The organism is Haloimpatiens massiliensis, assembly GCF_900184255.1.
Lineage (GTDB): Bacteria > Bacillota > Clostridia > Clostridiales > Clostridiaceae > Haloimpatiens > Haloimpatiens massiliensis.
Window position 1 is genome coordinate 1,267,695 of the sequence record NZ_LT854640.1, and the last position, 14,994, is coordinate 1,282,688.

Below are 14,994 nucleotides of genomic sequence, written 5' to 3' on the forward strand. Positions count from 1 at the left end.
GTCTTAAAGGTATTAAAAATGCCTTCCCTTAAGGGAAGGCATAGAATACACAAATCACAATTTATCTATAGCTATAAAAGGTACATATACTTATCTCGTAAATATATTTGTACTTCTATTTTCCTTCCCAATCTCTCTGGATTGTTCTTAAAGGCTATATTATTTTTTCTTTCTGTATTTTACCACAGTAGTTATACAAAAATCAAGGACATTTAAAAAATTAAATAAATATTCCTTTAAATCATATAGAAATACTATAGTTCACTAATGAAAAAATGAGGAAATAATTTTTTCTATAAGTTTCTAATATATTACAGAGACTATATTATAGTATTAAAATGGTTTATAATAATAGATTTGTTTTGTACTATATCCTAAAGATTTAAATTTAGAACTTAAATATTCTATTTTATCAAAGTTAATTTTTATACAATTTAGTATTCCAGGCATTAAATCCAATTTTGCTTCATCAATGCCTTTTAATTTCAATATTTCTTTATACTCTTCTGTATCCAACTCTAATATTTCAGCTTTTCCTCTTATTTGCATACCTTCTAAATTACTCATATCTGTAAAATTTTCATATATGCTTACACTAACCCTACTATTTAATATTATATTTGCAAATTTCTTTCCACCCTCTGACAATATATACATGCATCCATCTTTATATATATATTCTATTGGAGTTGATCTTATCCAATTATTATATCCTGTAGCCAAATCACAACTTTTATGAGAACTTATAAAAGTATCTATACATTTCTTTAAATCATCTTTTGGCATAGTCTTTAAAAAACTTTCTCTTATTCTTTTAAGTTCTAGAGAAAACTGTACTATTTCTTCTATGCATTTATCACATTTTATAGTTTTACAATGTACTACTGCGCTCCCTAATATGGACTGAAGCTTTTTTAATGCCTTTATTCCTGGATCCTTTTCAACATCTGTACATACTAATCCTACTTCTTTATTAATAAGCCAAGTTGCATTTTCTATTACAAATTTTAAAATTTTATCATTTATTTTTTCTCCAAATACTGGAGCTGCAATTACAAATAAATCATAATTTTTATAATCCTCTTTAAATCCTTCTGTAGTACAATATCTTGAAGGTCCTAGTACTAGTGACATTTTCTTAACGATTTTTTCAGTAGTTTCTTCTAATCCTTCATAAATTATCATAGTTCTTTGCATAAAACAACCCCTCCTATTATTTTTCTAATTTATATTGCTCAAAACCCTTACCTTTATATAGAAATGCATTCTTAGGGCATATATGTATACATCTTTGACAGGATATGCACCTAGAATTAAATGTTATGACTACACCTATATTTATATTGCTTGTAGGACAATTTTCTGAACATTTTTTACATTTAATACATTTTTCATAATCCACGCTTAGTTTTTTTCTAGCCCAATTTTTACTGTATTTACTAAATAACTTGTATACTATAGTACCTAAACTTAGTCTAATCCTCGATACTTCTTCTATGCATTCTTTTCCTAGCAGAAAATCTTTCACTAAATCAGAAACTTTTTTTGTAGCTTCCTTACAAATTTTAAGTTTTTCCTCTATACTATTTTTATTAAAAGCTACTACATAATAATTATTTGGCATTGGTATAGATTTCTGAATTACCACTTTAAATCCCTTTTCCTCTAATATTCTCCTAAGACTTTCCATGCCTGTACCACTACTTGAAGCTTGAGTTGAAAATATTATAGCCTTTTTACCTTTGCCATTTTTAATATTTACTTTTACCCAATTCATATAATAATCAGGAAACATTTCTGCATATATAGGTGAGCCAAAAATATAGAATTCATGATGCAAATCTACTTTATTACATTTAACTATATCTATTAATTTACATTCTATATTATTCTTATAAAATTCTTTTTTAAATGCTTCTGCCACATACCTAGTGTTTCCTGTGGCTGAGAAATAAATTATAGCTCCACTCATATATTCTTCTCCCTAAATATTTATTTTATTTATCATTATTATAAATGATACTAATTAATTACTATTTTTTTAATATTAACCCAAAATAAGATTCATTTCACATCTATCCAAAATAGTACTACTAAATTAAGATAATAAATACAATACTTATACCTGTATATAATGATTTGTAAGTTTAATAAAATCTGTATTTGAAATTAAAAACCTAGTTTATATATGCTTAATTTGTAATATATAATATTATACCATATTTTCACACTATTTTGACATTTGAGTATAATATTTAATTAAAATTTAATTTTTATGTTAAAAATATTTAAAACACCTATATTTAAGAACCTTATTATACAATGTTTAATATACTATCTAGTGAGTAAATATTTATTGGAGGTTTATAGTATATATGTATAATAATCCTTATTATTATGGAGGAATGGCCTGCGATATGATAGCTTTAAATAGATCTTTAGAGCTGATTAAGGAAGCCATTCAAGGTGAAAAGTCAGACGCTGAATTTTATGAATATTTAATTAAAAAAGCTCCAACAAAAGAAGAAAAAGAAATAATAGAGTCTATAAGAAATGATGAATTGAAACACAACAAAATGTTTAGACAAATATATAAAGGAATAACAGGAATGAATGTTCCGCCAAGTGAAGATTCAGAATTCAAAAAACCTAAATCTTATATAGATGGAATTAAAAAGGCATTATTTGGCGAACTAGCTGCTGTAGAGAAATATAGAGAGATAAGGAGAGGCTTACCTTCTAGATGCTCGAGAGATATGCTATTTGAAATAATAACAGATGAAATAAAACATAGCATAAAATACAACTATATACTATATCTAAATTGTTGTGAAAAGAAAAGAAATGATTTAGAAGACGAATACTCTAAGGAAAATCTTACCAGATACGCTGATTTTCCAATGTATCAAAGAATACCACAAGATTTTATACTGTAAAATAGCAGATATTATTTAAAACAATCTTTAATATTAAATTTATTTATAATGTAATTTTCCCCAGTTATCCATAGTAAACTGGGGAAAATTTTATTCTATAGGCTCACCATTGAAATTCTCGTATCTTTCCTCTGTCCTTTTATTACCTTTTGCTCTTTCTTCTGGCTTATGCCCATCATTTTTCTTACCCTTCTTATGAGTTTCATACATTTTCTTTGCCATATATATTCTCCTATTCTAATCCTCTATTGGTTTTATTTGATTTTCCATACCAAAAACTGCTCTAGCACTCTCTTCATGTCCGTGCTTTATATTTTTCTTCTTAAATTTTCCATCTTCTTTCTTATTATTCCTAGTATTTTTCATCTTATTTTCCATAATACTTTTCACCTCAATATTATGTTGTCCCGCTATTTTCATTTTATACTCCACCGTAAGAATATATTATGAAATAATACATTGAAGAAAAATCTGATTTTAATTCCGTAATAAATGTATAATTTGGGACTGTTCACAATACGCCAAGAACTTCTAAATGTTTCACAGTTAAAGCCCCTAAAGCTTTCAAACTCACTCGTCTCTCGTTCAAACATGAAAGCTTCTTAACGGTTCTTTAACTGTGAGACATAAGAAGTTCTAAGGCTAGTTCAATAGTCCCCAATTCCACATTTATTACTACATTAAAATCAGATCTTTAGTTTAATATGTATGTGGTTTGAGAGGATAAGCCTACTAAAGGATGATTTTCCTCCGCTTCGCTATGGGAAATCTTTAATTTATAAAATAAATAAAAAGGCGTTTATAATCTTTTTTTAGGCGTAGCCTTTCGGTAAATTTTATACTACACATAAAAATAAGGCAATAACTAAAATTTAATACATTTTGCCGTAAAGTAATGCTTTTATATGCGTCTTAACTATATTATTTACGTTGGCTATCCGCCATTAAAAGATTTTCTGTAGCATAGCGGAGGAAAATCATCCTTTAGTTAGCTGTTTTCCTCCTTTAATAGCTTATGCATAAACCGAAAAATCTGTCTTTAAGGTAACAATAAATATATTTTTTAGACTATTGAGCTAGCCTTAGAAATTCTTTGTTTTCTAATTTCAATACCCGTTAAGAAGCTTTCATGTTTGAGCGCCGTCAGAAGCGAGTTTGAAAGCTTTAGGGTATTGAAATTTGAAAACATTAGAATTTCTTGGCGTATTGCGAACAGTCTTAAAAAATATATTTATTGTGGACTTAAAGACAGATTTTTCTTATTGCACTTACATCACAATATTCTTACATAAGGTCTTTAAATTTATCTTTAAATAGTTCTCCTAAATTAACACCTGATTCTTCCTCATCTAAAAAAGCTGAAAAGTCTTCCACTGGCTTATCTATAGCTTCTTTAATACTTAAACTTATTCTTTTTTCTTCTAGATTTAAACTTAAGATTCTAACCTTAACTTTATCTCCTACTTTTAATTTATCTGAAGGCTTAGCTATATTTTCTTCACATATTTCTGACAAATGCACAAGACCTTCTACTCCTGAAGTTATCTCTACAAAAGCACCAAAACTAGTTAACTTAACCACAGTTCCTTCTACCACATCGTTTACTTTAAATTTAACTCCAACCTCTTCCCATGGATCATTAGTTATATCTTTTATAGATAAGGACAATCTTTCTTTCTCCTTATCTACATCTAGTACATAAACTTTTACATTATCACCTACTGATAATACCTGTGATGGATCTTTAACTCTTCCCCAAGATAACTCAGATACGTGTACAAGTCCTTCTAATCCGCCAATGTCCACAAAAGCTCCAAATTTGGCTAACTTCTTAACTACTCCATTTCTAATTTCACCTTTTTGGACACTATTCCATAATTCAGCCTTTCTTTCATCAGCAATTTTTTTCTCTACTTCTCTTGCAGACAATACTATTTTTTCTTTTTTCCTATCAAATTCTATTATTTTAACATTTAGTGTTTTTCCTAGAAATACATTCAAGTCCTTTACAAATGAAAGTGAAAGTTGTGATGCTGGTATAAATGCTCTTAATCCCTTAATTTTAGTAATAGCTCCACCCTTAACAATTTCACTTACTGTAACTTCAAATACTTCTTCATTTTTATAAGAACTCTCTAAGTCGTCCCATACTTTTACTCTATCAGCCTTCTTTTTAGATAGTAGTACATTTCCTTCTCCATCATTAATATCTAAAATATATGCATACACTTCTTCATCTATCTTGAAATAATCTTTTATTTCTCCTTCGTCCTCTAATATTTCACTTTTAGGTATTATTCCATCTGTTATGTATCCTATATTAACTATTAATTCATTTTCATTCAAACCTATTATAATTCCTTTTACTATTTCTCCTTTGCGCAATTTTCTCATGCTTGCATCTACTTGATCCATAAATTCTTTCATTGATATGTCATTCATATTTTCTGTAGTCATCTAAAACACTCCTTACTTTATAAAAATGTTTAAAATATTGTTACTCATATAAATTTTAACATATTAGAAACAAAAATATAAATAAATTTAAAATATTTATTTCAACAAAAGTTATTTTTATTCATATTATATTATTATACACTTTTAGTTCATTTATATGTTATATATTTTTATCCCTGGAGGTGATAAATTTGTACGATGGCATGCCACCTGTTTATAATGTTAAGTTAGATTGCTTAAATGATGCTATAAATCTTTCCTTTCAATATATAAAAAAAGAATATTATAACCAAAAGCTTTTCAATTATTTAATAAAAAATACATCAGATGAAAATGAAATAACCTTATTAAATTCTATTAAAAACGATATGAATAAGCATCAGTGTTTATTAAAAAACTTTTTTTTATATTTTAATGGTAAAAATCCACCTATAACTGAAAAAGATTCTTTTATTGAACCTGCTGACTTTATTGAAGGAATTCAAACAGCCTTCTTCAATAATCAAAGGTACATTGATTTATTTACTAACTTTTATATACTGATGATTCAAAGTGTTTGTAATGAATCTTTCACTAATATGGCTTTTGAAATATTACAAGACGTGCAAAAACATAATGCTCAATATAATTTTATGCTAAATAATCAGATTTTTAAAAAATTAAACTCCTCATAAATATCTGTGAATTATAAAAAATCATTTAATTTATTCATTTATAACTATTTTTTAATCCCTGGTGTCCAATCCCCAATAAGGTGCATGAAAATAAATAACAAGTCAAAGATGCTGGTATATTTTGTGTCAGACAAGGAAGCAGGTTTCACCGCTAGTAGAACTATCGGTGGGTTCTGCTGACGCAGTATGACGCAAAATAGACTAGCATAATGACTTGTTATTTATTTGAATGTGCCTAAACACTTTATTTAGGCACTAGGGATTGTAAATTAAGGCTCTATAAATTTTCTAAAATTTCTCTGAATCCCTGCCTTTTATGTCCATCTCTTCCTTCTAAAGTTTCTGCACTCACTAAAGAATTCAACACCGCTTCCTCTACTGCTTCAGCAACCCCTCTAAAAATTAAATTTATCTTATCTTCATTTATTATTCTTATACTTATTAAATCATTTTGTTCATAATGATTTATTTTATTAGCTGTAGTAAATCCTATAACTATTTCCCCGCTGCCATTACCTATAAAGGAACCTGTTCTAGCCATGCCCACAGAGGCCCTTTTACATACCCTTTTGATTTGTCTATAACTTAGCGGAATATCAGTTGCAACTATTATTATACAAGACCCCTTATCTTCCTCATTACTACAAAATACTTTTTCTCCTATTTTTTCTCCATTTATTATTAAGTCTTGACCCATTCCAAAATTAGTAAGGGTTAAAACTCCTATGATATACTCTTTTTCATCCAATTCTATTATTCTAGAAGCTGAACCTATTCCACCTTTAAATCCATAACATGTCATTCCTGTTCCTGCACCAACAGCTCCCTCCTTAAATATCACCTCTGCACTTTCTATACTTTCAAAAACATGCTCCATACTGACATTTCTTTCCCTTATACAATTTAAATAACCATCATTGCACTCACATACAACAGGATTTATAGTTCCTGTTGTAATCCCTATATCTTTATTTTCTTTAAGCATATACTCTATTAAAGCATCACTTACCAACCCAACATTCAATGTATTTGTTAATAAAATAGGTGTTTCTAATGTTCCTAATTCTTCTATTTGAACAGTTCCTACAGTTTTCCCAAATCCATTTATCACATGACTACAGGCGACTAATTTTTCTTTAAATATATTCCCCCCATGAGGAATTATAGCTGTAACTCCTGTGTTTATATGTCCATTTTTTAAAGTTACATGTCCCACTTTTACACCTGACACGTCTGTAATTAAATTATTTCTACCTGTTTTTAATTTTCCTATATTTATTCCATAATCTCTAATTCTTTTTTGCATAATAACTCCCCCAAAATTTCTTAGATATTTTTAAAAGTTTCCTAGAACTTATATATTAATCTTTTTTCTAAATAACTATACATGTAAAAAAGGATACTACACATACTTATATCTTTACTGTAATAAAATTTATTTTTTATTATTTACTTAAGTGCTGAAATTACAGCTTTTATGTTTTCTACAGGAGTATCATTTAAACAAGTGCATCCAAACGCCAAGAGAAAATTATCATATGATTTCATAGAATTTATGAGTTTTTTAGTTTCCTGCTCTACTCTTTGAGGCCTCATAGCTTTAAGCACTTGTATAGGGTCTATGTTACCTACAATTACTTTGTCTTTAGGGAAACTCTTAGCTAACTCAGATAAATCCATTATTTGGTCGAAGCTTATACCTTCCGCTCCTATGGTTATAAGTTGATCCACTAAATGATATGTTTTACCACATATATGTATGCCCTTCCAACAGTTTAAGTTATCATATATGTATTTTAGTTTAGAATATATAAATTTAGAAAATGCCTTAGGAGAAATCATTCCAGAGGAAGGCTCCGCTATAGATATATATTTTACTCCTTGACCTTCTATAGCTTTTGCATAATTTAAAACCACTTCTGTTGTAAATTCTAAAATTTTCTCAACAAAATCAGGCTCTTTTATTAAACTTTTAGCTATTCTAGATATGCCAGCCATTTGACATGCTAAAGTAAATGGTCCTTGTAAAGAAACAAATAAAGGCTTTTTAAAATTACTACTTATCAGTTTTAGGGACTTTAAATTAATAGGCATTCTTCCATCTTTATATGGATCAGGTACTTTATATTCTTTAAGTATATCTAAACTCTTTACAGGATGTTCTTTTACAGATGGGAAATCATAGTCAGGAGTTTTCATAGGAATATTTAAAATTTCACAAAATATATTTCCATCATCCATTGGATATATAAAATCTGACGGAAAATATTCATCCATTTTTTTAGCTATTTCCAATTGTTTTTCTGGAGAATTATAAACTTCATATATAGTATAGCCTGTTAAAAACAATCCATTAGTTCCCATAAAAGGAAGTAAGCAAGTTCTTTTTTTCTCATTTATATAATTTAATAGCGACAAATCTATCCACCCCTTTATCCAGTATCCAATCCACAATGTTTAATCTTAAATTTCCTAATTCTACTCATAAAAGATTTAGTAGTAATTTATTTGAATGTGCCTTAACACTCTATTTTAACAAATTTCTTTCTGTTTCCTTATGAAATAAGTATATATTTTCCTTCTGGATAAGTAGATTAACTTCACTTTCTATTGCTACTTGCTGATGTGATGGAGTTCTTAAAACCATACTTCCATTAGATGTGTCTACATGCACATAGTTTTCCGCTCCTAAATGTTCCACTACATGAACTTTTCCTTTTATATTTAAATTATCCTCAGAAACATTAGAAGTTATGGTTATATGCTCTGGCCTAACGCCTAAAATACATTTTTCCCCTATACACCCTTTTTCCCTTACTATATTTGATAATTCTCTATTTAAGATTATGCTACCTTCATTTAATACCATATATATATTTCCATATGATTCCTTTAAAATCCCATCCATAAAGTTCATCTGTGGTGAACCTATAAAACTAGCTACAAATATATTGTTAGGCTTATCGTATATATTTTGTGGAGTATCAACTTGCTGTATTAATCCATCTTTCATAACAACTATTCTAGTACCCATAGTCATAGCTTCTGTTTGATCATGAGTTACATATATAAAAGTTGTATTTAAATCTTTATGTAGCTTGGTTATTTCTGAACGAGTTTGAACTCTTAGCTTGGCATCCAGATTAGAAAGTGGTTCATCCATTAAAAATACTTTAGGTTTTCTCACTATAGCTCTTCCCAAAGCAACCCTTTGCCTTTGCCCTCCTGAAAGCTGTTTTGGCTTTCTTCTCAAAAGTTCCTGTATACCCAATATTTCTGCTGCATTATTTACTCTTTTCTCTATTTCATCTTTAGATATTTTTCTCATTTTAAGTCCAAAAGCCATATTTTCATAGACAGTCATATGAGGATATAGAGCATAGTTTTGAAATACCATGGCTATGTCCCTATCCTTCGCATCTATTTCATTTACTACCTTATTTCCTATAGAAAGCTCTCCCGAAGTTATTTGTTCAAGACCTGCTATCATTCTTAAAATAGTGGATTTTCCACAGCCAGACGGACCTACAAGTACCAGAAATTCTTTATCTTTTATCTCTAAATCTACATTTTTTACTGCATGGACTTCATTTTTATATACCTTATTTATATTAGTAAACTTTAATCCTGCCAATCTTTTCCCTCCTATACAAAACTTAACGATTAAATTTATTATTTAATCATTAAAGTCCTTGTAAAATCTATTTTAAAAACTTTTGAAAAAACTCCATATAATCTTCTAAGTTTAAATTATACTTCATTTCTACAGTTCTATCATCTGATGATTTCATTTCTTCCTTGTTGCCCAAAAGTCCACTTAAATCATTCATTAAATTAGTAGTAAATTCATTCAATGATTTATCACTTAATCTATGCTGCATTTTATAATTTAGCTTATTTTCCATATCTCTAATAATATTCGAACTCTTAAACTTGTTCTGTATAATCATGAGCTTTTGGTAATCCTGAAGCCCATATCTTAAATTTTCCCATCTTACAGAACATATAGGCTTTAAATCACTACCTGGATATAGAAAAAACATATCTCCTGCCTTCCATGCTGGGTACTTATAAGAAACATCCTCAAAAGGGTTAGAAGGCCAAAGAATATAAGCCCATCTTAAAAAACCATCCATTTTAAAATAATAAGCATACCAACCTATTAATCTACTTTCTATAGGGGGGGATGTTAAAAAGTTATTTAATTTATCAGGAAAACAGCAAACATAATAGGTAAGTTTTCCTCTATTCCTATTTTCTTTCCTTAAAGAAGGTGAATTTATACTTTGGATTGTAAGGGGTAAGCTTAATGATACATCATGAAAAGAATGAGCATATTCCTTTAAAAAATTCATGTCATGAAGTGCTACCTTATAAAGTACTTTATGCTCTGGCACTAAACTATTAATAAACTCCATACATTCCTTAGCAATCTGTGGATTATTAGGTTCATCACTTATAATTCTCACCTTACTCCACCATTCCTTTTCTATAAAATGTTCTAAAAGAAGTTTTATATATACACCTAGTTCTTCTTTGGAATTTATGTACTTAAAACTTCCAGTACTTTCATTTAAATAATTAATCCTAATAGGATCTTTATAATCCTTTAAAGGATTTCCAAAACTCATGGCATCCCAATTACCTAAAAGCCCAAATAAATCTATTTCTTCCTCTATACCTTGTTCCATACACAATTCAATATACCTATCTAATATAGAAAAATCACAATTTAAATTTTCATATTGATCTTTTTTTACTTTAACTAGATTACTTTCAAAAAGATTTGCCTGCTTTTCTTTAACTTTATAACAACCCTGCCCCGCCCACGGAAAATCAGATACTACAACAGTTATAGTTTTCTGTCCTAAAGAAGCCAGTTCCTTTGTATAATTTTTTATTATACTAAAATGTTCCTCCGACCACAAAGGCACCTTGTAATATGTAGACAAGCTTCTCAAGTGTTGCCATAAATCCAAATAGAAATTTTCCTGTTTTAATGGCTTTAAAACTATATCCATAATATTTATATTTATAACTTCATTAGCTATTTTTTGTTCCTCTAAGTATTCACTCTGTAAATACATATTTAATTTAATTGAAAGTTTATCTCCTATATAATTCTTAGGCACTTTACCCTGTATCCAAAGAAGCCTCTCTTCGCCTTTTTTTATTACAGCATAATTTTCTCTTAAAATAGCATCACCAACCAATTTTCCATTATCATCTTTAACGTACCCTATAAAATGTATTGAAAAATCTTCTTTAATTTTATTACTAATTTCCTTAAAATCTTTATTATTAATTTTTAAAAAATCTAAAGAAAATCTAACTCTATTTATAAGTCCCAAATGATCAATATTATTATTCATATCTAAAGAGCATATAAAATCCTCATCTGCCTTTATCATAAGACAAAAAGCAAATTTTTCTTCCTTAGCCACGTTTAATTTTACTGGTTTTTTAAAACTTTTATTTTCCCAAATTTCTTTAGGGGTTTCATTCTTTATATGCTTAAAAGATGAATTTAAAAAAATATACTGTACCTTCATAATAATTCCTCTCTACTTTTAAATTTAATGTATGAATACATACTTTAACTGGTTTTATTGATAATTTAAATTAGCAGTCCACACAAAGGGAATTGGGAAAACCTTGTTTATGAACTTTTTTACTTTAGGTGTTTCTTCCAATAAATCCCCTTTATCTTTTACCCCTTCAAACACTAACTTAGTAGCTATTCCTATAGATGGGATTTTCAAATCTTCATCTTCTATAATTATATGAAGTCCATCTTCTCCATTTACAAATTTAAATTTATCAACTATCTCCTCTTCTACATACTGATAAAAATACGGTTTCAAATTTTCCATAAAACTTTTAAAATTTATTATTTTAACTGTACCATGAAGACAATCTAATTCCCTTTCCTCTGAAATGGAAAGATACCCCTTTGTATCTTTAATATGAACATAGCAATTTATATAACTAAGTTTTTTCTCATAAGCTATCCTTTTAAGACATTCATGTATATATTCAGCTTTTCCTGCACACTCAATCACTTGCCCATATTTGTTTTCATCATTTATTATTCTTAAAATTATATATCCTAAAAACTCATCATCTCTAGTAATAACATATTTATCATAAGTATAACTTCCCCAAGGAATAGTTGCTGCCCGTAAAAGCGTACTAAACTCCTTAAAAGTTCTTTTATATCTTGTGGAATTCAAATTATATATCTGTACCATAGAATCAAAATATTTTTCTTGGTATTTATTTATACATAGGTTACTTTCTGATTTCACTGCATTTTTTTCCATATGTGGTTTTCCCAAATTTTCTGGAGTTATAGTATACTTATAAAAATTTTTAACCTTCATACATTGTCTCCTAGTGTATAAAGTTCTTTCACCAGATATAAGAACTACATCTACTCCATCTTTATACATTTTTTCTTCTACTCTATCTAATATTCTTGAAGCATAATTTTTTCCTCTAAAATTTTCATGAGTACATACACCACCTATAGATGCTGCATTTATAGTAGCTGACTCTATATATATTTTTTCCTTTAAAAAATTCACTTCACTTACTGGTTTATTATTCTCATAAATACCTATCATATTTCCTATATTGTTTATATTTAATAGCAGAGGGAATTCCTGTCCCATGGTAGAATTTTCTCCCCTAGTATCTCTAAATACATGATTTATAAGTTTTAAAACCTCTTCAAAATCTTCTCTTCTAGCAGATCTTAATTCCATAAAATTCACTCCCTTATTTTTAGTCACCAATCCCCAAGAACTACTCACTAATATTAATATATAATCACGCTTACCTAATACTAAAAAACGTTGATCATGTTATGATACAAATTAGCTAATTACTAACTAATTTACTGCTAATTTTGTACTTTATTTAAATAATAATTTATTATTATCCTTTCATTCCCGATAAAGTTACTCCTTCTACAAATTTATTTTGAAGTATTAGATAGAATATAAGCGAAGGAATAAACGTAATGGTGGCTCCTGCCATTATAAGTCCATAGTTCACAGTGTATTGTGCTCCCAATGTAGAAAGTCCTACAGTTAACGTTCTTACGGTATCATCAGTTGTTATAATTAATGGCCATAAAAATTCATTCCAAGCTCCTACAAAAGTAAATATGGATAATGTTATTATAGCAGGCTTTATAAGAGGCAATACTATTTGAAAAAATATTCTAAAATCTGAGCAACCATCTATCTTTGCAGATTCCAATAATTCTTTGGGAATATTTAATATAGCTTGACGCATTAAAAAAACTCCAAAAGCTGTTGGTATAGGTAAAATTAAAGCTAAATAACTATCTATCCAACCTAGCTTTCTCATTATTATGTATAACGGTATCATTGTAACCTGCGAAGGTATTATAAGAGTTATTATCATAAAGAAAAACAACTTATTGTTTCCTGCAAAATCCATTTTAGCAAAAGCATAACCTGCTAGACTACTAAAAATAACAGTCAAAACCACACCACTTATAGCTATAAACATACTATTAAAAAAGTAATGCATAAAATTACTATCTTTAAAAATTGTTATATAGTTTTGCAGGGTAACATCGGATAAGGATAAACTAAAATTATAAGCAGTATACGTAACTTTAAAAGACATTATTAACATATATATAAAAGGAACCAACATACAACTAACAATTACAAGTAAAATAAAATCACCTATGGCATTCTTTAATGTTTTCATATTTTTCCTCCCTACTTTCAACTCCAAATTTTTGAAATTCCGAATCCCTAATAGTTCGCTAATAACTCCATTTAGCATTTAAATGCTAGTTATTGGATACTAGAATTTTTATTCTTAATTCCTTTTTCTTACTAAAATACTACAGTAATTGTTGCCTAGAGATTTCTTTAAATACTTGATTCTTCTCTTCTTAAAAATTTTCTTTGAAGTATAGACATCATGGCTATTATAAGGAAAAGTATATTAGCCACAGTCATAGCATACCCAGCATTGAACTCTTTAAAAGATAAATTATATATATGCATTACTAAAGTCATAGTAGTAGTGCCAGGTCCTCCGCCTGTTAGTGTATATACTAAATCAAATATTTGAAAAGACCATATAGTTCCTAAAAATACTACCATTATAGTTGTGGGTTTTAAAAGTGGAAGGGTTATATGAAAAAATTCTTGAAGCTTATTAGCACCATCAACTTTAGAAGCTTCATAATAATTAGAGGGAATATCCATTAATGCTGCTATATATATAACTATGAAATATCCTATATTTTTCCAAATAGAAATGACCATTAAAGTTGGTAATGCTGTTTTAGGATTACCAAGCCAGTTAGCGCTGACATTAAACAATCTAGACATTATATAATTTATAGGAGACATATCTGAATTTAACATGACTCTCCAAACAATCCCTATTAATATCATAGAAGATATCACAGGTATAAACACCACTCCTCTTACAAATTTTGCAAGTTTACTTTCTTTTTTTCCAACAAGCCATACGGCCATTAAAAGTGAAAGGATAGTTTGAATTGGTACCACTACTAAAGTTACCATTATGGTGTTTTTAACCGCATCTATAAAAACCTTATCCTGAAATAATCTTTTGTAATTATCCATACCTGTAAACACTGCTGGAGTCATTATATTGTACTTTGTAAAACTAAAGTATATAGACATAATTATAGGTATTATATAAAAACTAAATAATATTATTCCTAAAGGCATTATATAGCCATAGGGCTTTAATTTACTTAAACTAATTTTTTTGTTTTTATTCACTTTTCTCACCGCCCGTTTTTAAATATCAGTACTAATCTCATTCAATAAAAAATTTTGTACTAATGCTATGCTTCTTTCTGTAATATAATTGAAAAAGGATCGTATACATATACTAATATA

At 28.3% G+C, this 14,994-nt stretch carries 14 protein-coding genes; 2 read left to right on the top strand and 12 right to left on the bottom strand.

What is annotated here, in order from left to right; all coding sequences use genetic code 11:
* Nucleotides 1-333: 333 nt before the first annotated feature.
* Both C1715_RS14230 and C1715_RS14235 read right to left on the bottom strand, forming a co-directional pair.
* On the bottom strand, nucleotides 334-1,197 hold the full coding sequence (locus C1715_RS14230) for a pyridoxamine 5'-phosphate oxidase family protein (protein WP_102401134.1): 864 nt from the start codon (nucleotides 1,195-1,197) through the stop codon (nucleotides 334-336).
* Nucleotides 1,198-1,213: 16 nt separating this feature from the next.
* The gene (locus tag C1715_RS14235) at nucleotides 1,214-1,972 is read right to left on the bottom strand and encodes an EFR1 family ferrodoxin (RefSeq protein ID WP_102401135.1); all 759 of its coding nucleotides are present in this window, start codon (nucleotides 1,970-1,972) and stop codon (nucleotides 1,214-1,216) included.
* Between the two features lie 403 nt (nucleotides 1,973-2,375).
* Here C1715_RS14235 and C1715_RS14240 point away from each other — a divergent pair, with 403 nt between their 5' ends.
* A complete protein-coding gene (locus C1715_RS14240) occupies nucleotides 2,376-2,936 on the top strand; it encodes a ferritin family protein (protein ID WP_102401136.1) in 561 nt (186 codons plus the stop codon).
* Between the two features lie 90 nt (nucleotides 2,937-3,026).
* Here C1715_RS14240 and C1715_RS20085 read toward each other — a convergent pair whose 3' ends face one another.
* The 3 genes from C1715_RS20085 to rpsA form a co-directional block, all read right to left on the bottom strand.
* On the bottom strand, nucleotides 3,027-3,158 hold the full coding sequence (locus C1715_RS20085) for a hypothetical protein (RefSeq protein ID WP_278320114.1): 132 nt from the start codon (nucleotides 3,156-3,158) through the stop codon (nucleotides 3,027-3,029).
* A gap of 15 nt (nucleotides 3,159-3,173) precedes the next feature.
* Nucleotides 3,174-3,356, bottom strand: coding sequence for a CPC_1213 family protein (locus tag C1715_RS14245; RefSeq protein WP_102401137.1), 183 nt, complete (start codon nucleotides 3,354-3,356; stop codon nucleotides 3,174-3,176).
* 864 nt (nucleotides 3,357-4,220) lie between these two features.
* Nucleotides 4,221-5,393, bottom strand: coding sequence for a 30S ribosomal protein S1 (gene rpsA, locus C1715_RS14250; protein ID WP_102401138.1), 1,173 nt, complete (start codon nucleotides 5,391-5,393; stop codon nucleotides 4,221-4,223).
* 191 nt (nucleotides 5,394-5,584) lie between these two features.
* On the opposite strand from rpsA, the gene C1715_RS14255 reads away from it, so the two are divergent.
* Nucleotides 5,585-6,067, top strand: a complete 483-nt coding sequence (locus tag C1715_RS14255) for a hypothetical protein (RefSeq protein ID WP_102401139.1) — start codon at nucleotides 5,585-5,587, stop codon at nucleotides 6,065-6,067.
* A 277-nt stretch (nucleotides 6,068-6,344) separates the two neighbouring features.
* Here C1715_RS14255 and C1715_RS14260 read toward each other — a convergent pair whose 3' ends face one another.
* From C1715_RS14260 to C1715_RS14290, 7 genes are all read right to left on the bottom strand, one after another.
* Nucleotides 6,345-7,373 (bottom strand): DmpA family aminopeptidase, encoded by a 1,029-nt coding sequence (locus tag C1715_RS14260; protein ID WP_102401140.1) that lies wholly within the window; start codon nucleotides 7,371-7,373, stop codon nucleotides 6,345-6,347.
* A 143-nt stretch (nucleotides 7,374-7,516) separates the two neighbouring features.
* Complete coding sequence (locus tag C1715_RS14265; protein WP_242971963.1) at nucleotides 7,517-8,485, bottom strand: uroporphyrinogen decarboxylase family protein; 969 nt, start codon at nucleotides 8,483-8,485, stop codon at nucleotides 7,517-7,519.
* A 109-nt stretch (nucleotides 8,486-8,594) separates the two neighbouring features.
* The gene (locus C1715_RS14270; RefSeq protein ID WP_102401141.1) at nucleotides 8,595-9,701 is read right to left on the bottom strand and encodes an ABC transporter ATP-binding protein; all 1,107 of its coding nucleotides are present in this window, start codon (nucleotides 9,699-9,701) and stop codon (nucleotides 8,595-8,597) included.
* A 67-nt stretch (nucleotides 9,702-9,768) separates the two neighbouring features.
* On the bottom strand, nucleotides 9,769-11,619 hold the full coding sequence (locus C1715_RS14275) for a DUF4091 domain-containing protein (protein ID WP_102401142.1): 1,851 nt from the start codon (nucleotides 11,617-11,619) through the stop codon (nucleotides 9,769-9,771).
* Nucleotides 11,620-11,673: 54 nt separating this feature from the next.
* Nucleotides 11,674-12,834: a GNAT family N-acetyltransferase gene (locus C1715_RS14280; RefSeq protein WP_102401143.1), complete on the bottom strand. Its 1,161-nt coding sequence runs from the start codon at nucleotides 12,832-12,834 to the stop codon at nucleotides 11,674-11,676.
* Nucleotides 12,835-13,006: 172 nt separating this feature from the next.
* Nucleotides 13,007-13,816, bottom strand: coding sequence for a carbohydrate ABC transporter permease (locus tag C1715_RS14285; protein WP_102401144.1), 810 nt, complete (start codon nucleotides 13,814-13,816; stop codon nucleotides 13,007-13,009).
* 167 nt (nucleotides 13,817-13,983) lie between these two features.
* Nucleotides 13,984-14,874, bottom strand: coding sequence for a carbohydrate ABC transporter permease (locus C1715_RS14290; protein ID WP_242971964.1), 891 nt, complete (start codon nucleotides 14,872-14,874; stop codon nucleotides 13,984-13,986).
* Nucleotides 14,875-14,994 lie beyond the last annotated feature (120 nt).